The organism is Marinobacter algicola DG893, assembly GCF_000170835.1.
GTDB classification, from domain to species: Bacteria; Pseudomonadota; Gammaproteobacteria; order Pseudomonadales; family Oleiphilaceae; genus Marinobacter; species Marinobacter algicola.
In genome coordinates this window covers 472,403-494,029 of sequence record NZ_ABCP01000001.1, presented here as the reverse complement: position 1 = coordinate 494,029, position 21,627 = coordinate 472,403, and the positions used below count along the sequence as shown (strand labels likewise).

The window sequence follows — 21,627 nt, the reverse complement described above, 5'->3', positions numbered from 1 at the left end:
CCTGCCTGACGCTTTCACCGAAGTAGCGGTTACCACCGGCTGATTTAAAAACAGATTTCCGGTAGAATCTCGCCTCTGATTTTGAACGCATCCATTTTCTGAGCGTGAGTAAGGATTTCATGGAAATCAATCCCATTGTTACGAAGATAAAAGACCTTCGTGAGCGCACTGAAGCGCTCAGGGGGTATCTTTGACTACGATCAACGTAGTGAAAGACTGACCGAAGTAGAGCGTGAACTGGAAGTGCCTTCCGTATGGGAAGATCCCGAACGGGCGCAGGCGCTGGGCAAGGAACGCTCCGATCTTGAATTGATTGTACGGACCATCGACAACCTCACCTCCGGCCTTGAAGACGCCGAGGGTTTGCTCGAAATTGCCGACGAGGAAGAGGACGAGGGCACGGCTGCGGAGATCGAAGCTGATCTGGCCGGGCTTGACAAAGAGCTCGAGAAGCTCGAATTCCGCCGCATGTTCTCCGGCGAGATGGACGCCAACAACGCCTACCTGGACATTCAGGCAGGTTCCGGCGGTACCGAGGCCCAGGATTGGGGCAATATGCTGCTGCGCATGTACCTGCGTTGGGCAGAGCGCCGTGGCTTCAAAGCTGAGATCGTCGAATTGCAGGAAGGCGATGTCGCTGGCATCAAGAGTGCCACCATCCATATTCAGGGCGACTATGCGTTTGGTTGGCTACGCACGGAAACCGGCGTGCATCGGTTAGTGCGAAAATCGCCGTTTGATTCCGGCAACCGCCGTCATACATCGTTCTCATCCGTCTTTGTATCGCCGGAAGTGGACGACAGCTTCGAGATTGAAATCAATCCGGCGGATCTCCGCGTGGACGTCTACCGTGCCTCGGGTGCGGGTGGTCAGCACGTTAACCGGACCGAGTCAGCCGTACGTCTGACTCACAATCCCACCGGCATTGTCGTGGCCTGCCAGGCTGGCCGAAGCCAGCATCAAAACAAAGACCAGGCCATGAAACAGCTGAAGGCCAAGCTGTTTGAGCGCGAGATGCAGGAGCGTAACGCCGAGAAACAGAAGGCGGAGGACGCCAAGGCGGATATTGGCTGGGGCAGCCAGATTCGCTCCTACGTGCTGGACGACAGCCGTATCAAGGACTTGCGCACCAAGGTGGAAACCAGCAATACCCAGTCGGTGCTGGACGGTGACATCGACAAGTTCATCGAAGCCAGTTTGAAGATGGCGCTGTAAACAGCGCCTTCGCCATGCTAACCCGGACAATTCCCGATTTTGCGAGCCAACATGACTGAACACACCCCGAATGCACAGCCAGAGGACAACAAGCTGATCGCCGAGCGTCGCGCCAAGCTGGCGGAGATGCGTGATCAGGGCAATGCCTTTCCCAACAACTTCCGTCGCGACGCCACTGCGGCCGAGCTCCTGGCCAAATATGGCGACAAGAGTAAGGAAGAGCTGGCTGAGATGGGCATTCAGGTAGCCGTTGCCGGCCGCATGATGCTTGATCGTAAAGCGTTCAAAGTGGTTCAGGACATGACGGGCCGCATTCAGATCTATGCCTCAAAGGATGTCCAGAAAGACACCAAGCACTGGGACCTTGGCGATATCGTGGGTGTGCGGGGCATTCTGTGCAAGTCGGGCAAGGGTGACCTCTATGTCAGCATGGACGAGTATGTGCTGCTTACCAAGTCGCTTCGACCGCTGCCGGAGAAGCACAAGGGCCTGACCGACACCGAAGCACGGTATCGTCACCGCTACGTTGACCTGATGGTGAACGAAGACAGTCGCCGGGTGTTCTACGCGCGCTCGAAGATTATCAGCGTCATGCGCCAGTACTTCACTGACCGGGACTTCATGGAAGTCGAAACCCCAATGTTGCAGGTGATTCCTGGCGGTGCCACGGCGCGCCCGTTTGTGACTCACCACAACGCCTTGGGTATCGACATGTACCTGCGTATTGCTCCGGAATTGTTCCTCAAGCGCCTGGTGGTCGGTGGTTTCGAGCGGGTATTCGAGATCAACCGCAACTTCCGTAATGAAGGGCTTTCCACCCGTCATAACCCGGAATTCACCATGGTGGAGTTCTATCAGGCCTATGCCGATTACAACGACCTGATGGACCTGACCGAAGACATGCTGCGCACCATCGCCCAGAAAGTACTCGGTACCACCACGGTGGTGAACACCCGTACCCTGTCCGACGGCGAAGAGGAAACCATTGAGTACGACTTCGGCAAGCCTTTCGAGCGCCTGACCGTGGTAGACGCCATCCTGCGATACAACCCTGATATCAAAGCTGAGCAGTTGGCCGATGAAGCCAGTGCCCGCCAGGTGGCGAAGGATCTGGGCATTCACCTCAAAGAAGGCTGGGGATTGGGCAAGGTACAGATCGAAATCTTTGAAGCGACCGCTGAACATCGCCTGATGCAGCCCACATTCATTACCGATTACCCGAAAGAAGTGTCACCGCTGGCCCGCTGCAAGGACAACGACACGTTCGTCACCGAACGTTTCGAATTCTTCGTGGGTGGCCGCGAGATTGCGAACGGGTTCTCCGAGCTCAACGACGCCGAAGACCAGGCCGAGCGCTTCCAGGACCAGGTGGCCGAGAAAGATGCGGGCGATGACGAAGCCATGTTCTATGACGAAGACTACGTCATGGCGCTGGAATACGGCCTGCCACCGACCGCAGGTGAAGGCATCGGCATCGACCGTTTGGCTATGTTGCTAACCGATTCCGCCTCGATTCGCGACGTCATCCTGTTCCCCGCCATGCGCCCGGAGCACAAGGCTGAAACGAAGAAAGACGAGGACTGAACATGCAGCCGGTGGAGATACTGGCAAGCCAGCTCAAGCCTAACCGGGGCTGGACTGAGCACCTTGGTAACGAGTTCAGCCAGCCCTACATGCAACAGCTGGCTGATTTCCTGGCAAAGGAGGAGCAGGCCGGAAAAACCCTGTTCCCCGCCAGCCACCATTGCTTCAATGCCCTGAACAGTACGCCTCTGGATAAGGTGCGCGTGGTTATCCTCGGCCAGGACCCCTACCACGGCCCCGGCCAAGCCCACGGCCTGTGCTTCTCCGTGCGCCCGCACGTGGCCACGCCGCCGTCGCTGGTCAACATCTTCAAGGAAATCCACGCCGACCTCGGCATTCAGCCCCCCGACCACGGCTGCCTGCAACCCTGGGCCGAGCAGGGCGTTCTTCTTCTCAACAGCGTCCTCACCGTCGTCCAAAGCCAGGCCGGCGCCCATCAGGGCAAAGGCTGGGAAACCTTCACCGACCGCGTCATCGAAACCATCAACCGGGAACGTGAGGGGGTAGTGTTTCTACTCTGGGGAAGCTACGCCAAGAAAAAAGGCCAGCACATCGACCGCAGCAAACACCTGGTACTGGACGGGCCGCATCCATCGCCTCTAAGCGCCTACCGCGGCTTCTTCGGCTGCAAGCATTTTTCTCGGGCGAACGAGTGGTTACAGCAGAAAGGGCTGCCGACCGTTGATTGGTCTTTGCCAAACAAATCGCAGCTGCTGGAACAATACGGTAAGAGCCAGTCCTGAAAAATGAAGCGGCCCGAAAGAGCGGCCCGCAATAGGAATGAACGGGCAGGGGGCTGGGGTATTTTTTCTGCCAGGAAAAGGTGTCTGAGCGAAGCGAGTTCTTTTCCCAAAGAAAAAATACCTCAGCCTCCTGGCCAGCCCCCAAAAAGAACTACTGAAGAAGCGCCATAGCAGCTTCCATCTGCGCGTTCAGATCCTCTTCCTCGCTCATATCCACCTCCGGATCCAGCCCAAGACGATCGAACGCCGAAACCGTCTTCCAGTCCACTTCCGTCCAGGGATGCTCCGTCCCGGCAATCAGTTGCAGATTGGCAATCATCACCAGATCCGCATAATCCGCCGCCGGCACCTCACGATGCAAGTTCGCGTATTCCAGGGGCACATTCTGAAGCTCCTTCGGGAAATCCCACTTCTGCAGAATCGTCGCCCCGATACGCGGATGAAGCTCATCGATCACATTATCCAACATGATGCTGCTGATCTGGATATCGCGGTCTTCCACATAACGCAGAATCGGCAATACCCCGATCAGATGTACCAGCCCGGCCAGAGTAGCCTGGTCTGCCTTGAGATTGGTGTAATGCTGTGCCAGCACATGACACACCCCTGCCACCTCAGTGCTCTTCTGCCAGGTGGCACGCAAGCGCTTGTCGATCATGTCCGACGTGGCCTGGAACATCTGCTCCATGGCAAGGCCCATCGCCAGATTGCTGGTATAAGCCATGCCCAGGCGTCCAACCGCCATATTCAAGTTCTCAATCGCCCGGCTGCCGCGAAATAGTGGGCTGTTGCAGACTCGGATAATACGGGCTGACAGTGCCGTGTCATTGCTGATGACCTTCACCAGATCAATAATGGCCGAGTCCTCATTCTCTGCAATGTCGCGCACCTGAAGCGCAACTTCTGGAAGTGTCGGAAGGACCAGTTTGTCGTTTTCAATAGCGTCGGTCAGGTCGGTTTTTATGGTTTCTACAATGTTAGACATAGTCAGTTTGAATCCGCCTGTTAAGTTTCACCTGGCCGGCAGGAAGGACCGGAAAGGCTAATATGTTCATGTATATGACGTACTTTATAGCAAATTATCGGGATTGTTCCTGTCAACTTATGTATCAGGCGTGTCGGTTTTTTCACGCTCCGGAACAGAATACGGCAAGGGGCGCAGCGACAGAACCGCGTCGGAGGCGCTCTCGGGTACCAATGATTTCTCCGCCGCATCGTGGCGCACAACGGCCAGAATCTCCGAGTGTCCGTCGGAGAAGTGAACAGAATTCACGACATTTCCCACTGCCCGCTCTCCGTCCAGCAGCGCCTCACCGGGAGCAGGAAGGGAGCCTGCGTCGCTGCAGGTAAATCGAAAAAGGCTTTTCTTGAGTTGCCCCAGGAAGTGCATGCGGGCGATCACCTCCTGCCCGGTGTAACAGCCTTTCTTGAAGTGAATGCCTCCAACATGCTGCCAATTCAGCATTTGCGGCACGAAGCTCTCCGTGGTGGCGGTCGTGAGCGATGCAACTCCGGCGGCAATTTCGGAAGCCTGCCAATCGGCGAGGGGAGCTGCAGGAAGATCCTTCAGCGACTGTTGCAGCGACGTGTCCAGGCCACCCGTTTGCCAGAGCTCATATCGGGCCATGCCTTCAGCGGTGTCCATCGTGCGTATCAGGTGGCCTCCGTTGATTTTCACGGAGTCTCCAGCGGCCGCGAGTGCCCCGGTGTTTCCAGGCAACAGCTTTTCCGCCGCTGCTTCACCCAGCAGCCCGAGGATCCGCGCGTCCGGCTCTATCTCCATCGACGTGCCACGGAATAGCATCAGATACTTGCGTAAATGCGTCACCGTACCTTCGGAGAGTGCCGCTGGCAGCTCCATCAATACGTCATCACCATCTCTTACTAATCGGGTCAGACAATAGGCGCGCCCTTTGGGTGTGCAGGCAGCGGCTCTTGGTGAATGATCCTGGGTGACATCGTCAATCTGCTGGCTGAACTGCCCCTGCAGGAACTTGTTAGTGCCTGGCCCGGTTATACGAACCATGACACGGTCAGAGACGGAAACGTAGCGGGGTTGGGGAAGCGGATGGCTGGCCAACGGACTTTCGGTGTCTGACATGAAGCACTCCAGAATCAGTGGATTTCCTGCGCTTGGCAACCAGATGCCTCGCCGCCAGAGGCCGGGCCCAGGCGAAACCAGACCCGCAAACGACGGAACGCGTCGGAAGGGATATTGCGGAACCGCGGCGTAATGGCAACCAGGACAACAGGATATGTATACGATATGGTGCCGGAATGCCGCAGTTTCAAGATCGCAAAGTGGGCACCCAAGCGACTTTCGTCTCCAGCCAGGACAACGCGGTCCTGGCCTGAGCGAAGGCTCACGTATAATTGCTCGCCCTCAACCCGTAGTCCGGTTACGGCTTCCGGACCGACCAGTAAGCCGGTTCGGCGATACTGGAAAACCGCGCCCACCAGTGAGGGGACAACCAGCACCAGAATGAGGGAGCCGAACTCACTGGCCACGGCGATGATGAACAGGGTCAGCGCCAGCCAGGGCAGCGCGCACAGTAACCCGATGGCGTGGGATGGGGTAAGTGTCAGTTCAATCCGGCTGGACACGGTTCAGTATGAGGTCAACGATACGTTGCAGGTCGGGATCTTCCGGGCGGCTGCGTTGCATGAACCACTCGAACATATCGGTGTCCTCGCAGTTGATCAGCTTTTGGTACCGTGCCTGGTCCTCAGCGGGAAGGTCTCGATAGGCGTTTTCAAGGAACGGTATCAACAAAACGTCCAGTTCAAGCATGCCGCGGCGGCTATGCCAGTAGAGGCGATTGAATTCGGTGTTGTCAGACATTGATTCTCTCTGTTAACCAGTGGGCAGTGGAGTGGAGCGAGCCATTGCCTTCAGGGCGACGACCGTCGGTAAGTGGTGGGAACCAGTACGGTATCCCTGGCCTCATGGAGTAGTCCGGGGAAATCCAGTGTGTAGTGCAGGCCGCGACTTTCCCGGCGCTGCAACGCGGAACAGATAATCAGGTCTGCCACGGTCACCAGGTTGCGCAGCTCAAGCAGGTCGTTCGAGACCCGATAGTTGCTGTAGAACTCGCCAATTTCCCGCTCCAGAAGATCAATCCGGTGTTTGGCTCTCTGCAGGCGTTTGGTGGTACGAACGATGCCAACATAGTCCCACATGAAATGCCGCAATTCGTCCCAGTTGTGGGAGATTACCACGTCTTCGTCGGAATCCCTTACCTGGCTTTCGTCCCAGTCCGGTGCTTGTGGCGGTGCAGGAATGTCCGATTCCCGCCGTGCTATATCCGCAGCGGCGGCACGGCCGTAGACCAGGCATTCAAGCAGGGAGTTACTGGCCATGCGATTGGCACCATGAAGACCGGTAAAGGCCGCCTCGCCGACAACATAGAGCTGATTGATGTCGGTGCGAGCGCGTTCGTCACTGAGTATGCCACCACAGGTATAGTGAGCGGCAGGTACCACCGGGATCGGCTCTTTGGTGATATCGATCCCGAACGTCAGGCATTTTTCGCGAATGGTTGGGAAATGCTGTTTGATGAACTCGGCCGGTTTATGGCTGATGTCCAGGTATAAATGATCAGCGCCCAGCCGTTTCATTTCGTGGTCAATGGCGCGGGCAACGATATCCCGGGGCGCCAGTTCGCCCCGCTCATCGAAGCGATCCATAAAGCGGGAGCCGTCCGGAAGCTTCAGCACACCGCCTTCGCCCCTCACCGCCTCAGTAATCAGGAACGACTTGGCATGTGGGTGGTACAGGCACGTGGGGTGGAACTGGTTGAATTCCATATTGCCGACCCGGCAGCCGGCGCGCCAGGCCATGGCTATACCGTCTCCTGACGCTCCGTCCGGGTTGGTGGTGTAGCGATACGCTTTGCTGGCGCCGCCGGTGGCGAGGATGGTGAAGCGGGCCCTGAACAGTTCGACATGGTTGTCTTCCAGGTTCAGTATGTAGGCGCCCACACACGCGTTTCCTGGTAATGCCAGCTTGCGATTGGTGATCAGGTCCACGGCAACCCGACGGGACATCAGGGTAATATTGGGCCGTGCCTGGGCCTGGGACGTCAGGGTGGTGGAAACGGCGTGGCCGGTGGCATCGGCTGCGTGGATGATGCGGCGGTGGCTATGCCCGCCTTCCCGTGTCAGGTGGTATTGAGACTGGTCATCGCGGGTAAAGGTAACACCACTGTCGATCAGCCAGTTGATGCTCTCGCGGCCATGCTCGACGGTAAACCGAACAGCATCCTCGTGGCAGAGACCGCCCCCGGCGTTGAGGGTGTCGCTGACGTGATTCTCAAGAGAATCATCGTCATCCAGCACGGCTGCAATGCCGCCCTGGGCCCAGAGCGTTGCGCCGCTGCTGATATCGGCCTTGCTGATGACGGCGATCTGCAAGTGTTCGGGCAAATTCAGGGCAACAGTGAGGCCGGCAGCACCGCTGCCGACAATCAGGACATCGAATTCGTAGGACTGTGGCATCAGGTCGTAATCGCGGGCCATAATGTGGATGTGTATTGAACTAAACTTTGCGCTCGCTGTCTATTTGGCCTGACGGGGTGCTCCCGGAGAAATGGGAGCATTGTAGACTCATCGGATGCCGGGCAGCAGCATGATTCCATTGAATAGCAGGCAATTGGGCCAGACGGTCGAACGCTATGGCAAATCCGACACCCCGTCCATGAATGCGGATACAGAAAGACACAAGGAAGACAACAGCGAAAGCCAGACAGACCTTCAGTTGGTAAAAAAGGTCCGTCATGGTGATCGGCCTGCCTTTGATCTTCTGGTCGTCAAATATCAGTCCAGGGTCGCGTCGATTATCAGTCGTTATGTCTACGACAGCCAGGAGGTGATGGACCTTACCCAGGAAACCTTCGTCAAGGCGTACCGGGCGATTGACCGATTTCGGGGAGACAGCGCGTTCTACACCTGGCTGTACCGGATCGCCGTGAATACGGCCAAGAATTTCCTGGAGTCCCGGGGGCGTCGTCCGCAGGGCAGCGCCGACGCGGGTGACGCCGAGAATTATGACGACGGTTCAAGGCTCAGGGACAATGCGTCACCAGAGAAACTGCTGCAGAGGGACCAGTTGCAGAGCGCACTCAGGGTGGCGATATCAAACTTGCCGGAGGAGCTCCGATCGGCGTTTTTACTCAGGGAGTACGATGGGCTGAGCTACGAGGACATCGCCGGTATTCTCGAGTGCCCCATCGGCACGGTAAGGTCACGAATATTCAGGGCTCGGGATGCAGTCGATCGCCACCTGGGCCCCTTGTTAAATGATTCCCGGACGTAATGAGGTTGCATCCTATGGATGATCGTCTCAAAGAAACGCTGTCGGCAATGATGGATGACGAGGCAGATGAATTGTCGGTTCGCAGACTGCTGTCACACGCTGAACAGGATCAGGTTCGTTCCCAGTGGCAACGTTGGCAGCAGATGCGGGATCTCATGCATCAGGGCGGTGTGGCGCCGGAAGCGGTGGATGTCAGCGCCGGGGTTCGGGATGTTCTGGATGGCAGTGGTGCGGTATCGCCTGCTGTGACAGTCGGATCCATGCCCCGCCGGGACAAAAACTGGCACTGGCCAGCGGTTGCCATGGTCACACTGGCAGCGGTGATTGGTTTTGGCGCTGGTGCTGGTTGGGAGTCCGCCGAAGACGGAGGAACGATTGCAGCAGCAGGCATTTCGGAAGAGCGGGATCGTCAGGAATCCGCTGTTGAGCCTGTGCCGGAGGTGGCATTGCAAGGTCTGGATGAGGAGCAGTGGGAACATCTTAGCCGCTATCTTCTTGAGCACGCCCAACATAACAGTGTAGGAGCCGGCCGGGGTTCCGTTGGTTATGCGCGAGTCGTTAGCGCGTCCGGGCCGGGGTATTGACGTTTCATGTTCGCAGGACACTGGCTGGAGTTAAACGGCTGATGGTCAGAATCGCAATGGCAGTCCAGAGTCGATTCCCCGGCGTAGTCAGGCACGGGCTGGTCATGTTGACGTTGCTCACCGTTCTGGTAGGGCAAGTGTCTGCCGATACGGCGGAGAGTGCCGGCAAGAATGAACAGAGTGCCGAATATTGGCTTAATCGTCTTGGCCCTTCCCTTAATATGACGTCCTATCGCGGCGTCTTTGTGTATGCCCGGGGTGATCAGGTCAGCTCGATGCAGATTGCGCACCGGTATCGGGATGGCATGGTGGAAGAACGCCTGGTTCTGCAGGACGGGGCCAGCGGTGAGATCGTTCGAAAGGGAATGCGGGTTGTCTGTGTGCTTCCTGATCATGGGCGCATCCAGTTGGATCAGGTTATTCCGTCGGGTCCTTTTGCTGAGGCGTTTTCCCACCAGTTGATGCCGGTCAGTCAGTGGTATCAGCCGGAGTTGGTGGGAGATGATCGTATTGCTGGTTACGATGTGGTCAAGCTTGGACTCAGGGCAAGGGATGATCTTCGATACAGTCACCAGTTATGGCTGGAAAAATCCACCGGGCTGTTAGTGAAAAGTCATGTGCGTTCCATCGGTGGTGAGGTGCTTGAGCATTTTCAGTTCACCAGCCTTGAGATAACGGACACTCTTCCGGATAGCGAATTTATCGTGCGAACGGAGGGAGAAGCCATCAAACGGGAGCTGAAACCGGAACAGGCGTCGTCTCCCGCGGCACGGATGGATGGCTGGACGCTCGAGTGGCGCCCGGATGGCTTTGTTCCCGCCGCGGCCCCACGATCGGGCAAAGGGCAGGCTGTGGCGTTCTCGGATGGGCTGGCAGCCTTTTCGGTGTTTGTGGAACCAGCCCGGAAGATGGTGATGCCCACCGGTGCTTCGCGGATTGGTGCCACCACGGTTTACATGAAACAGCTCAGTGTGGACGACATCGCTTTTTTCGTGACCGTGGTTGGGGAGATTCCGCCGACGACGGCCCGTAAGGTGGCCGAGTCGGTGACGATTGACGATACCCTGGCATTCGGCGGAGGCCGGAAATGATTACGGAAACCGGTAGGGTAGTCGGCGTTGCGGGCGACCGGGTGTGGGTACAGACAATTCGCACCAGTGCCTGTGAGAGCTGTTCGGCTCGCCATGGCTGTGGTCAGCGTGCGCTGGCCGGCGTTTCAGGCGGCAGGGCCAATCAGGTTCTGGTGGCCAACAGTCTTGGCGCCAGGGTGGGTGATGAAGTGACGGTGGCCATTGATGAGTCTGCGTTACTTGGTGCATCTCTGCTGGTTTATGCCGTGCCATTGGTGTCGATGGTGGCAGGGGCTGTGTTGGGGCACCAGTTATCGACCGGCCACGCAGCCAGTGAGGCTGTCGCCATGATGGGTGCTGCAGTAGGGCTTGCTATGGGCTTCCTGGCTGCTCGCCAGGGGCAGTCACGTAAAGCGGGAACCTGGGAACCGACGCTGGTGGAGGTCAGGCAGGGGGTAGTCGCTTCCCTGGAATGATGTTCCAGCAGGCTCTGTTGAAATTATCGGCTTTGACCGCACATTGAGTATACAACGTCCGCTGAACAGGGGGTCTTTAATGCCTGAAATAAAGAACGATCAAGACATGCTGCGCCGGCCTCAGCGCCAGGGTTCCATCGTGTTCGTCTGGTATCTTTTGTGTCTTCTTGTTCCATTGTCGCTGGCCCAGTCTGTCTCAGCCCGGAGTCTCCCTGACTTTACCGAACTGGTCGAAGAGAACTCGAATGCTGTGGTCAACATCAGCACGACGACCGAGCCCAAGTCCGCCAATCGTGGCGGCTCAAACGGCCTCCCTTTCAACGATCGACAGCTCGAGCAGTTGCCGGAGTTTTTCCAGGACTTCTTCCGTGGTCCTCAGTCACCGTTTGGCGGCGGCCCTGGTGGATCAGTACCGCGTCAGTCCATGGGGTCCGGGTTTATTGTTTCCAGTGATGGCTACGTGTTGACCAACAACCATGTGGTGGAAGGGGCCGACGAGATCATTGTGCGCCTGAATGACCGTCGTGAATTGCCTGCCAAACTGATTGGCACCGACCCACGTTCGGACATGGCGGTCCTAAAGATTGAGGGCGGCGACGACTTGCCCGTGGTGCGGATTGGGCGCTCCAATGACCTGAAAGTAGGGGAGTGGGTTCTGGCCATCGGCTCCCCCTTTGGTTTTGATTACACCGTAACAGCTGGCATCGTCAGCGCCCTGGGCCGTTCATTGCCATCGGAAAACTACGTTCCGTTTATCCAGACCGACGTTGCTATCAACCCGGGTAATTCCGGCGGGCCGCTGTTTAACCTGGATGGTGAGGTTGTGGGTATTAACTCCCAGATCTACACCCGTTCGGGGGGGTTCATGGGGGTGTCCTTCGCAATCCCCATTGATGATGCCATGAATGTGTTCCGGCAGCTCCGGGATAACGGATCGGTGTCCCGTGGCTGGTTGGGTGTGCTGATACAGGAAGTCAATCGTGATTTGGCGGAGTCGTTTGGCCTGAAGCGCCCTCGTGGCGCCCTGGTTGCAGAAGTGATGGCGGGCTCGCCTGCCGAGAAGGCGGGATTGCAGGCCGGTGATATTGTGCTCAAATACGAGGGAGAGGACGTTACGTTGTCTTCGGATCTGCCACCGATGGTAGGGCGCACGCCGGTTGGTGAAACGGCCACCATGGAAGTAATGAGGGAAGGTCGACAGATTACACTGGACGTTGAGATCGGCAAACTGCCGGAAGAAGGTGCGGAACAGGCATCCGCCCCTGCGTCCGGCAACAATGGCCCTTCATCGGCGCCCTTGGGGATGACCGTTGAGCCTCTGCCCGCTGAACTTCAGGAGTCACTGGGGGTATCAGGTGGTGTGCTGGTGACAGACGTGGCCCGTGGGCCGGCGCTCGATGCCGGTATCCGTCCACGGGATGTAATAACCGAGCTGAACCGCCGCAAAGTCACTTCCGTGGATGATTTCCGTGAAGCGGTGTCATCCCTGCCAGAAGACAGCGCAGTCTCGGTGCGGGTTGTTCGCCAGGGGCGGGCCACTTATCTGGTGATGAAGCCCTGATGGCCGGTCCGTCGGTCTGAATCGGCGGACACAAAATGGTACAAAACTGAGAGCCCTGCTGGGGGTCGTTTAAACGACAGCCAGTGGGGCTTTTGTTATACTCGACAAAATAATCAGATTACTGGCCACGGATCGGACCTGCACGAAAATGATGAACAGAAAGGAACTTCCCCTCCGGAAACTGCTCCAGCTGCGCTATTCGTGGGCCGCCTGGTTGGTGCTGATTGCCTCTCTCGCAGTCACCGCCCTGTTATGGCAAGTGTCCATTCGCCTGGTTGAAGACCGCACCGAAGCCCGTTTCAAAACACAGTCACTACAGCTGCGAACCGCCATTGAAGAGCGTCTGCTGAACTATGAGCAGGTACTGGCCGGCAGCGCAGGCCTGTTTGCCGTTGCCGGTGAAGTGGATAGAGGCGACTGGCGCGAGTACGTCGACAACGTGGATATCAACCGGTATTACCCGGGGATCCAGGGCATTGGCTACGTGAAGAGAATAGGTGTCCGCCAGATGGCCGATCACATCGCGTCGGTTCGGAAGGACGGTGTCCTCAACTACCTCGTAACGCCTCTTGGTACAGGGCCGGATTACTACCCGATGGTGTATCTGGAGCCCGGAACCGAGCGCAATCGCAAGGCACTTGGTTACGACGCTTTCAGTGATCCGGTGCACCGGCACGCCATGGCGCGGGCGCGGGATCACGCCAAACCAAAAGTGACGGGTAAAGTGGTGCTGGTTCAGGAGGAAGTGGCGGAGGATCAGGCCGGCTTCCTGATGTACTACCCGGTTTACCAGGGTGGGGAGGTGCCTGAAAGCCGTGTTGAACGGCAGATGATGCTGGCCGGCTATGTGTTCAGCGCCTTTCGGATGAATACCCTGCTCGATGGCATTGTCGGCCTGATCTCGCCATTCCTGGATGTAAAAATATACGACAGCGGGGAGGTTTCGCGGGACACCCAGATGTATGGGTCAAATCTTGGCTCCCTGGATGAAGACTTCAGTTTTGAAATGAGCCAGACCATTACTCATGGTGGGCGTGACTGGTTGCTGCAAACCCGATCCACCCCGGCGTTTGACTACCTGGCGTCTGACCCGCGGCCGCCCATCGTTCTTGGTTGCGGCATTGTTATCAGCTTGCTGATGTTCCTGTTCGTGCTGACCATGATTCGTGGCCGTATCATGGCGCAGATCGGCGCCGGTCGCTACCGCGCTATCACAGAGGGAGCCGCCAACGTGACTCTCGTGCTGGATCGCGATGGCACTCCGCGTTACGCCAGCCCGTCCAGTCAGGACATTTTGGGCTTCGATCCTGACAAGGTTTATGGCCTGGAGCTGGAGTCCCTTGTGCATGCCGAGGACTGGCCGCAGCTAAAGTCAGGGTTCGATGAGGCGGTGAAATCGCCTGGGAAGCAGATGCCGGTAATCCGTGGTCGTATACGCGATTCGCAGGGCCAGTGGCGGGATATGGAGGGCACGTTCACTGCCATGCTGACGGTGCCCGGCGTGAATGGCGTGGTGTTGAGCCTTCGTGATCTGACCCAACTGAAAGCCGCACAGACGGAACTGCACCGTCTGGCGTTCTACGATCCGCTGACCGGGCTTGCCAATCGCCAGCTGTTCCGCGACCGACTTAATCACGTGGTGCGCCGGAGTCGTCGCAGTGAAGAGCCGGCTGCCCTGATGTTCCTGGATCTCGACGGTTTCAAACGTATCAACGATACCCTCGGCCACGATAGTGGCGACGAGCTGTTGAAACAGGTTTCCCAGTGGCTAACCGGCTGCGTGCGGGAGGAAGATTCGGTAGCCCGACTGGGTGGTGACGAGTTCGTGGTGCTGTTGTCGCGGATCAGCGGTCCCGATGCCGCTGGCAAGGTTGCCGAGGCCATTCTGCGGAGGCTGTGCCAGCGGATTCGTCTCAACGATCACGAAGTGGGAATTACCGTCAGTATTGGTATTACCATGATTCCTCATGACAGCGAGGACCCCGGTACGCTGATGAAGTACGCCGACCTGGCCATGTACCGGGCCAAGGAGTTAGGGCGCAACACCTACCAATTTTTTACCCCGGCCATGAACATCAAGGCTGCCAGGCGGCTGCTTCAGCAGGAAGAGCTGGCAACGGCACTGGAAGGCGACCGGTTTGTGCTGCATTACCAACCCAAGGTCGATCTCGAGAGCGAGCGGGTCATTGGCGTGGAGGCTTTCCTGCGTTGGCACCACCCCGAGAAGGGGCTCGTCAGCGCGCAGCAGTTTATTACCCTGGCCGAGGAAACCGGCCTGATCATACGCCTTGGCGAGCTGGCGCTGAGGCAGGCTTGTATCCAGGTTCAAGCCCTTGAGCGGGCCGGGTTTGAGTCGCTGAAAATGGCGGTTAACCTGTCTGTTCGCCAACTGACGGACTCCGGGTTTCTGGATATGATGCGCCAGGTCATTACCGAGACGGGTGTGTCGCCGGAGCGGCTTGAGCTTGAGATGCCAGCGGAGCTTTTGAATGAAGACCCGCGCATGTTGAGAGAGCTCCTAGTGTCCCTGCACGACATGGGGGTCTGTCTGATTCTGGATGATTTTGGTACGGGTTCCTGTTCTCTGGTGGCGCTCCAGCAACTGCCATTGGACGTTATCAAGATTGACCATCGTTTTATTCGCGACATCCCCTACAACGTCAGTGCAACCGATGTCGCCTCGGCGGTAATTGCGCTGGCCAGAAAATTGCATTTGACCGTAGTTGCGGAGGGAGTGGAAACGCCGCAGCAGTTGAGCTTCCTTAGAAGCGCGGGCTGCGCCCAGTGTCAGGGCAATCTGTTCAGTTACCCGCTGGACGAAGATGCGCTTATCGGCTTCCTTATTCGGCAATATGAACGGCCGCTGATCTCCTGATCATGGCAATAGCGGCCGGTAACCGGTAAAATCACGCCGTCGCCGGACTCCGGCAACGGCCCTTCCGGGCTCAATCCTTCGTCTTTTGCGAGTATTCATTGTCTGTGACTGAACTGAGCCGAATCCGAAATTTTTCGATTATCGCCCATATTGACCATGGCAAATCCACTCTGGCGGACCGCTTTATCCAGATCTGCGGTGGCCTGACAGAACGCGAGATGGCTGAGCAGGTTCTTGATTCCATGGATCTTGAGCGTGAGCGTGGTATTACCATCAAAGCCCAGAGTGTGACTCTGAACTACAAGGCTCGGGACGGCATTGAATACAAACTGAATTTCATCGATACACCTGGCCACGTCGACTTTTCCTACGAGGTGTCGCGCTCTCTCTATGCCTGTGAAGGTGCCTTGCTGGTGGTGGATGCCGGCCAGGGCGTTGAGGCCCAGTCTGTCGCCAACTGTTACACCGCGATTGAACAGGGGCTGGAAGTGGTTCCAGTGCTGAACAAGATGGATCTGCCGCAGGCTGAGCCTGACCGCGTAGCTCAGGAAATTGAGGACATCATCGGTATCGAGGCGACCGACGCCGTGCGCTGCAGCGCCAAGAGCGGTATGGGTGTTGAGGATGTTCTGGAAGATCTGATCCGGAAAATACCGCCACCCAAGGGTGATCGAAACGCGCCCTTGCAGGCACTGATTATCGACTCCTGGTTCGACAACTATCTTGGGGTCGTGTCGCTGGTCAGGGTGACCGAAGGCACCCTCAAGAAAGGTGACAAGATTGTCATGAAGTCCACGGGCAAGGCCTGGAATGCTGACAAGGTTGGTATTTTCAATCCCAAGCCTAAAGACACGGACATTCTCGAATCCGGGGACGTTGGCTTTGTGGTGGCCGGCATTAAGGACATTCATGGTGCTCCGGTGGGTGACACCATCGTTCAGCAGAAAGGCTCGGAAGACATTCCGATGCTGCCCGGTTTCAAGAGGGTCAAGCCCCAGGTATACGCGGGTCTGTTCCCAGTCAGTTCTGATGACTACAACGATTTCCGGGATGCTCTTGAAAAGCTGACCTTGAACGACGCCTCGCTGTTCTTCGAGCCGGAGAGTTCGGACGCCCTTGGGTTCGGTTTCCGCTGTGGCTTCCTGGGGATGCTCCACATGGAGATCATTCAGGAGCGGTTGGAGCGTGAATACGACATCGACCTGATTACGACCGCCCCGACGGTTATCTATGAAGTCGTTACCAAACAGGGTGAGACTCTGTCGGTGGACAATCCGTCCAGTCTTCCGGATATTGGATCCATCGAGGAAATGCGTGAGCCCATCGTGGAAGCTAGCATTCTGGTGCCCCAGGAGCACCTGGGCAACGTGATTGCCCTGTGCGAGGAGAAGCGGGGCATTCAGAAGAACATGCACTTTATGTCCACCCAGGTTCAGGTGACCTACGAGTTGCCAATGGCCGAGGTAGTGTTGGACTTTTTCGACCGGATCAAGTCCGCCAGTCGCGGGTTTGCATCGCTGGACTATCAGTTTGTGCGATTCCAGGCGGCCAACCTGGTGCGCCTGGATGTGCTGATCAATGGCGAGCGCGTGGACGCCCTGGCGTTGATTGTCCATAAGGAGCAGTCCCACTATCGGGGGCGTGCCCTGATCGACAAGATGAAAGAGCTGATTCCGCGCCAGATGTTCGATATCGCCATCCAGGCGGCGATCGGAAATCAGGTGGTAGCGCGAGTGACCGTCAAGGCGCTTCGCAAGAACGTCACCGCCAAGTGTTACGGTGGTGACGTCAGCCGGAAGAAGAAACTGCTGCAGAAGCAGAAAGAAGGTAAGAAGCGCATGAAGCAACTGGGCAATGTTGAGGTGCCTCAGGAAGCATTCCTTGCCGTATTGAAAGTGGATAACTAAAAGGCACCTGAATGGATATTGATTTTCCCCTGGTTCTGGTTGTTCTGACGTTTGCAACGGGGCTGATCTGGCTGTTGGATGTTGTGTTCCTGCGCAAGCGCAGGCTCGCGGTCGCGGAAGGCGCCGGCGGGGAGGTTGAAGCTGAGGAAGAGCCGAAGGAGCCCTACCTCGTCGATCTTAGCCGTTCGTTCTTCCCGGTGCTGGCGGTGGTGCTGGTCCTGCGCTCGTTTCTGGTGGAGCCTTTCCAGATTCCGTCCGGTTCCATGTTGCCTACCCTTGAGGTCGGAGATTTCATCCTCGTTAACAAGTACGCCTACGGGCTTCGCCTGCCGGTCGCGGGCACCAAGGTCCTGTCAGTGGATGACCCCCAGCGCGGTGACATCATGGTGTTCCGCTATCCGGAAGACGGCAGCACCAATTACATCAAGCGGGTGGTCGGGCTGCCGGGTGACCGTATCCGATACGAAAATCGGGAGCTGTTTATCAACGGCGATAAAGTGGAGACACGCTTTGTTGCCCGACTACCACCAGTGGAACTGAGGCGTGAAGACCTGGGTGACGTTGAGCACGACATTTTCCTGACCTTGGGGCGCACGGGGCGCTCTGGTGAAGGTGAGTGGGTGGTGCCCGAGGGTGAGTATTTCGTGATGGGTGATAATCGGGACAACAGCAACGACAGTCGCTACTGGGGCTTTGTTCCGGACGAAATGGTCGTTGGCAAGGCGTTCGCGATCTGGATGCACTGGCAATCGCTCACCAGTCTGCCATCCTTTGACCGTGTGGGCGGTTTGGAATAAGTGCGTTGTTATTCAGGGGTGTATCTAACATGAAGAAGAACAGTCTTTCCTCCATGCACAGGCAGTCGGGTGCATCGGCGCTTGTTATCATGATCATGGTGCTCTTTTTCGGCGGCTTGCTGACGCTGGCCATCAAGTTGGGGCCAGCGTATCTTGATGACATTACCATTCAGGAAGCGCTTGAGAGTCTTGAAGGAACAGAAGATCTTTCCACCATGGGGCCTGCTCAGGTGAGAACTCTGATCAACAAGCGCCTGAGCGTGAACAATGTTCGCGGTTTTGATGAAAAGAACATCACCGTTCAGAAAGACGGGGATCTGGTTATCATCAATGTGGATTACGAAGTTCGCAATAACCTGTTCCGAAATGTGGATACCGTTATCCATTTTCAACATGAGTATGAGATGAAGGGCAAGTGAGTTCGCAACCGGATCTCGAGCAGTTACAGCGACGCATCGGCTATCAGTTCAAGACGCCTGAGCGGCTGTTGCTGGCGCTGACCCATAGAAGTTTTGGCAATCAGAACAACGAGCGCCTTGAGTTTCTGGGTGATTCCATCGTTAACATGGTCATTGCCGAATACCTGTACCTGCATTTTGAAAAAGCCCGGGAAGGCCAGTTGAGCCGTCTGCGCGCTCGTATGGTCAAGGGGGTAACCCTTGCGGAAATTGGCCGTGAATTTGAGTTGGGCAAATACCTCAGGCTGGGTTCCGGTGAAATGAAGAGCGGCGGTTTCCGTCGTGAATCCATCCTTGCCGACGCTGTTGAGTCCATCATCGGCGCCATATATCTGGACAGTGATTTTCACACCTGTCGAGAACAGGTTTTGCGCTGGTTTGAGGTGCGCCTTCAGAAGCTGGATCTGCAGGATACCCAGAAAGATCCCAAAACCCGGCTTCAGGAGTACCTGCAGTCACGGCAGTTTCCGCTGCCTCGTTACGACGTCATTTCCGTGGATGGTGAAGCCCACGCCCAGACGTTCCATGTTTCCTGTGCCCTGCCATCACTGGACCGTAAAACGACCGGCACTGGTAATAGCCGTCGAATCGCCGAGCAGCAGGCCGCCCGCAATGCCCTTAAGCAACTGGGTGTGGAGAATGACTGATGAATGATGTGACCCGCCCTGAAAACCCGGACAGCCGTTGTGGTTTTGTGGCGATCGTCGGCCGGCCCAATGTGGGCAAGTCCACATTGCTGAACCACATTCTTGGCCAGAAACTTAGTATCACGTCCCGTAAACCACAGACAACTCGCCACCAGGTATTGGGTATCAAGACCGAAGGCCCGGTTCAGGCAATCTATGTGGATACGCCGGGGATGCACGAGGAAGAGCCCCGCGCTATTAACCGGTATATGAATAAAGCTGCGACATCGGCCCTCAAGGATGTTGATGTTGCGGTGTTTGTCGTCGACCAGATGGCGTGGACGACGGCGGACGAAATGGTTCTGGAGAAGCTCAGTAGCCTGAAGTGCCCGGTGATTCTGGCAGTGAACAAGGTCGACCGCATTGAAAATCGGGAGGCCCTGTTGCCACACCTCGATATGCTATCCCGGAAGCGCGAATTTGCCGAAATCATTCCGTTGTCTGCTCTCAAGGGGATGAACCTGGAGCCGCTGGAGTCTGCGGTCAATCGGTTTCTGCCGGAAAGTGTGCATTTTTACCCGGATGACCAGATCACGGATCGTAGCGAGCGCTTTATGGCCTCCGAAATGGTGCGCGAGAAGATTACCCGGCAATTGGGAGCGGAGCTGCCTTACTCCGTGGCGGTCGAGATCGAGGAATTTCGCAAGGATGGCAAGACGCTTCACATTTCTGCGCTGATACTGGTGGAGCGTGAAGGCCAGAAAAAGATCATTATCGGCGACAAGGGCGAACGCCTGCGCCGTATCGGTCAGGAAGCCAGAACGGATATGGAGCGCCTGTTCGACAGTAAAGTCATGCTGAGGCTGTGGGTCAAGGTCAAGCGGGGTTGGGCGGACAGCGACCGGGCATTGAAAAGCCTGGGCATGAACGACTTCTGAGGCAGCTATGACGGGGCCAATGCAACAGGAGCCCGCCTATGTCCTCCACCGCCGGCCCTGGCGCGAAACCAGTCTGATGGTGGATGTGTTTTCCCTCAACGCGGGCCGGGTGACCGTGGTCGCCCGTGGTGGCAACAGTGCAAAAAGCCCGCTCAAAGCACAGTTGCAACCTTTCCAGCCGCTACTGCTGGACTGGACCGGGCGCAGCGACCTGAAAACACTGACCCAGGCGGACGTTCGCAGCGGCCCCTCCCTGAAGCGCACGCTCTCCCTGTACAGCGGTCTTTACGTGAATGAGTTATTGCAGCGTCTGCTGCCAATGGCCGACCCTCACCACCAACTTTTTGCTGCCTACATTGATGTGATCGCCGAGTTGTCGGAAGCCAGGGATGTGGAACCGATTCTTCGGCGTTTCGAGCAATCCCTGGCTGCGGAGCTCGGGTATGACTTCGTCTGGGACCAGGCGACCGATAGCGGGCAGCCGGTCGAGGCCGGTAGGCTTTATTGTTATGATCCGGAGCAGGGGATTCTGGCCGAGCCATCGCCGGGTGCCAGGCTCCGGAATCTGCCCGGGGGCACACTGCTGGCGCTGGCCAACGGCGATCTCGAATCCGTCGAGTGCCGGCGCATCGCCAAACGGGTAACAAGGGTACTTGTGGATTACCTGTTGCAGGGCAAGGTGCTCCATAGCAGAAGCCTGTTCAGTCATCATCGAGGAGATCGGAATGACCTCTAGCTCAATGAAGCCCAGAGTTTTGCTGGGTGTGAATATTGACCATGTTGCTACCTTGCGTCAGGCCAGGGGGACCCGATATCCGGATCCGGTACAGGCGGCGATTCTGGCGGAAGAGGCAGGCGCCGATGGTATCACCATCCATCCCCGCGAGGATCGGCGGCATATCCAGGACCGTGATGTGCTTCTGCTGAAGGAAATCCTCACCACCAAGATGAACCTGGAAATGGCAGTCACTGATGCCATGCTGGCATTCGCCGAGCAGGTGCGGCCGGAATGTGTGTGCCTGGTGCCCGAGAAGCGCGAAGAGCTGACAACTGAGGGCGGCCTGGATGTGGAAGGCCAGGAAGCGCGGGTGGCCAAAGCCTGTGACCGATTGGCAAAAATTGGTGCCGAGGTCTCCCTGTTTATCGATCCGGATGTGGCGCAAATTGATGCGGCCGTCCGTTGCGGTGCGCCGGTGGTGGAGCTACACACGGGGGAGTATGCGGAAGCGACAGACCCTCAGATTGTCGAGGGGGCTTTTAACACCTTGCAGGAAGCGGTGACTTACGCTCGCAAGAAAGGGTTGGTGGTCAACGCCGGCCACGGGCTGCACTACCATAACACTGAACGCGTTGCCGCCATCGCGGGTATCAACGAGCTCAACATCGGCCACGCCATCATTGCCAGGGCGGTGTTTACCGGGCTTAAAGAGGCGGTAAAGGATATGAAGGCAATCCTCGAAAGCGCCCGAGCCTGAGGCG

General features: G+C 57.2%; 21 protein-coding genes. 16 read left to right on the top strand and 5 right to left on the bottom strand.

The genetic code is table 11. The features are described from left to right. Window positions 1-119: 119 nt before the first annotated feature. The 3 genes from prfB to ung all read left to right on the top strand — a co-directional run bounded on the left by prfB (window position 120) and on the right by ung (window position 3,542). A protein-coding gene (gene prfB, locus MDG893_RS02210) for a peptide chain release factor 2 (RefSeq protein ID WP_126810486.1) occupies window positions 120-1,215 on the top strand; the annotation gives its coding sequence in 2 pieces (ribosomal slippage) (window positions 120-191 and window positions 193-1,215; 1,095 coding nt in all). Between the two features lie 51 nt (window positions 1,216-1,266). Further along, entirely contained in the window at window positions 1,267-2,799 is a 1,533-nt protein-coding gene (gene lysS / locus MDG893_RS02205; RefSeq protein ID WP_007152080.1) for a lysine--tRNA ligase, read from the top strand. Window positions 2,800-2,801: 2 nt separating this feature from the next. Next, window positions 2,802-3,542 carry a uracil-DNA glycosylase gene (ung, locus tag MDG893_RS02200; RefSeq protein ID WP_007152079.1) on the top strand — a complete coding sequence of 247 codons (741 nt, stop codon included), beginning with the start codon at window positions 2,802-2,804 and terminating at the stop codon, window positions 3,540-3,542. A gap of 151 nt (window positions 3,543-3,693) precedes the next feature. Here the strand turns inward: ung and MDG893_RS02195 are convergent, their stop codons facing one another. From MDG893_RS02195 to nadB, 5 genes are all read right to left on the bottom strand, one after another. Beyond that, the gene (locus tag MDG893_RS02195) at window positions 3,694-4,527 is read right to left on the bottom strand and encodes an HDOD domain-containing protein (protein ID WP_007152078.1); all 834 of its coding nucleotides are present in this window, start codon (window positions 4,525-4,527) and stop codon (window positions 3,694-3,696) included. 117 nt (window positions 4,528-4,644) lie between these two features. Continuing rightward, on the bottom strand, window positions 4,645-5,643 hold the full coding sequence (ygfZ, locus tag MDG893_RS02190; RefSeq protein WP_007152077.1) for a CAF17-like 4Fe-4S cluster assembly/insertion protein YgfZ: 999 nt from the start codon (window positions 5,641-5,643) through the stop codon (window positions 4,645-4,647). 14 nt (window positions 5,644-5,657) lie between these two features. Further along, a complete protein-coding gene (locus MDG893_RS02185; RefSeq protein WP_007152076.1) occupies window positions 5,658-6,146 on the bottom strand; it encodes a hypothetical protein in 489 nt (162 codons plus the stop codon). After that, window positions 6,130-6,384, bottom strand: a complete 255-nt coding sequence (locus tag MDG893_RS02180; protein WP_007152075.1) for an FAD assembly factor SdhE — start codon at window positions 6,382-6,384, stop codon at window positions 6,130-6,132. The genes MDG893_RS02185 and MDG893_RS02180 overlap by 17 nt, the downstream gene beginning before the upstream one ends. Window positions 6,385-6,434: 50 nt before the next feature. Beyond that, on the bottom strand, window positions 6,435-8,039 hold the full coding sequence (gene nadB, locus MDG893_RS02175; RefSeq protein ID WP_208855164.1) for an L-aspartate oxidase: 1,605 nt from the start codon (window positions 8,037-8,039) through the stop codon (window positions 6,435-6,437). A gap of 199 nt (window positions 8,040-8,238) precedes the next feature. On the opposite strand from nadB, the gene rpoE reads away from it, so the two are divergent. From rpoE to pdxJ, 13 genes are all read left to right on the top strand, one after another. Then, entirely contained in the window at window positions 8,239-8,856 is a 618-nt protein-coding gene (gene rpoE, locus MDG893_RS02170) for an RNA polymerase sigma factor RpoE (protein ID WP_040474214.1), read from the top strand. A 14-nt stretch (window positions 8,857-8,870) separates the two neighbouring features. Then, window positions 8,871-9,440, top strand: coding sequence for a sigma-E factor negative regulatory protein (locus MDG893_RS02165; protein WP_007152072.1), 570 nt, complete (start codon window positions 8,871-8,873; stop codon window positions 9,438-9,440). A gap of 41 nt (window positions 9,441-9,481) precedes the next feature. Then, window positions 9,482-10,531, top strand: coding sequence for a MucB/RseB C-terminal domain-containing protein (locus MDG893_RS02160; RefSeq protein WP_244264368.1), 1,050 nt, complete (start codon window positions 9,482-9,484; stop codon window positions 10,529-10,531). Further along, complete coding sequence (locus MDG893_RS02155; RefSeq protein WP_007152070.1) at window positions 10,528-10,986, top strand: SoxR reducing system RseC family protein; 459 nt, start codon at window positions 10,528-10,530, stop codon at window positions 10,984-10,986. Before MDG893_RS02160 ends, MDG893_RS02155 begins: the two co-directional genes overlap by 4 nt. 79 nt (window positions 10,987-11,065) lie before the next feature. Then, entirely contained in the window at window positions 11,066-12,547 is a 1,482-nt protein-coding gene (locus MDG893_RS02150; RefSeq protein ID WP_007152069.1) for a DegQ family serine endoprotease, read from the top strand. Window positions 12,548-12,695: 148 nt separating this feature from the next. Beyond that, window positions 12,696-15,422 (top strand): bifunctional diguanylate cyclase/phosphodiesterase, encoded by a 2,727-nt coding sequence (locus MDG893_RS02145; RefSeq protein WP_007152068.1) that lies wholly within the window; start codon window positions 12,696-12,698, stop codon window positions 15,420-15,422. Window positions 15,423-15,526: 104 nt separating this feature from the next. Then, window positions 15,527-17,329 (top strand): translation elongation factor 4, encoded by a 1,803-nt coding sequence (gene lepA / locus MDG893_RS02140; RefSeq protein ID WP_007152067.1) that lies wholly within the window; start codon window positions 15,527-15,529, stop codon window positions 17,327-17,329. An 11-nt stretch (window positions 17,330-17,340) separates the two neighbouring features. Further along, window positions 17,341-18,126: a signal peptidase I gene (gene lepB / locus MDG893_RS02135; RefSeq protein ID WP_007152066.1), complete on the top strand. Its 786-nt coding sequence runs from the start codon at window positions 17,341-17,343 to the stop codon at window positions 18,124-18,126. A gap of 29 nt (window positions 18,127-18,155) precedes the next feature. Beyond that, complete coding sequence (locus MDG893_RS02130; RefSeq protein WP_007152065.1) at window positions 18,156-18,545, top strand: DUF4845 domain-containing protein; 390 nt, start codon at window positions 18,156-18,158, stop codon at window positions 18,543-18,545. Further along, a complete protein-coding gene (gene rnc / locus MDG893_RS02125; RefSeq protein ID WP_007152064.1) occupies window positions 18,542-19,231 on the top strand; it encodes a ribonuclease III in 690 nt (229 codons plus the stop codon). Before MDG893_RS02130 ends, rnc begins: the two co-directional genes overlap by 4 nt. Continuing rightward, complete coding sequence (gene era, locus MDG893_RS02120) at window positions 19,231-20,148, top strand: GTPase Era (protein WP_007152063.1); 918 nt, start codon at window positions 19,231-19,233, stop codon at window positions 20,146-20,148. Before rnc ends, era begins: the two co-directional genes overlap by 1 nt. A gap of 7 nt (window positions 20,149-20,155) precedes the next feature. After that, window positions 20,156-20,884, top strand: coding sequence for a DNA repair protein RecO (recO, locus tag MDG893_RS02115; protein ID WP_040474158.1), 729 nt, complete (start codon window positions 20,156-20,158; stop codon window positions 20,882-20,884). 4 nt (window positions 20,885-20,888) lie between these two features. Continuing rightward, window positions 20,889-21,623 carry a pyridoxine 5'-phosphate synthase gene (gene pdxJ, locus MDG893_RS02110; protein ID WP_007152061.1) on the top strand — a complete coding sequence of 245 codons (735 nt, stop codon included), beginning with the start codon at window positions 20,889-20,891 and terminating at the stop codon, window positions 21,621-21,623. Window positions 21,624-21,627: the final 4 nt, after the last annotated feature.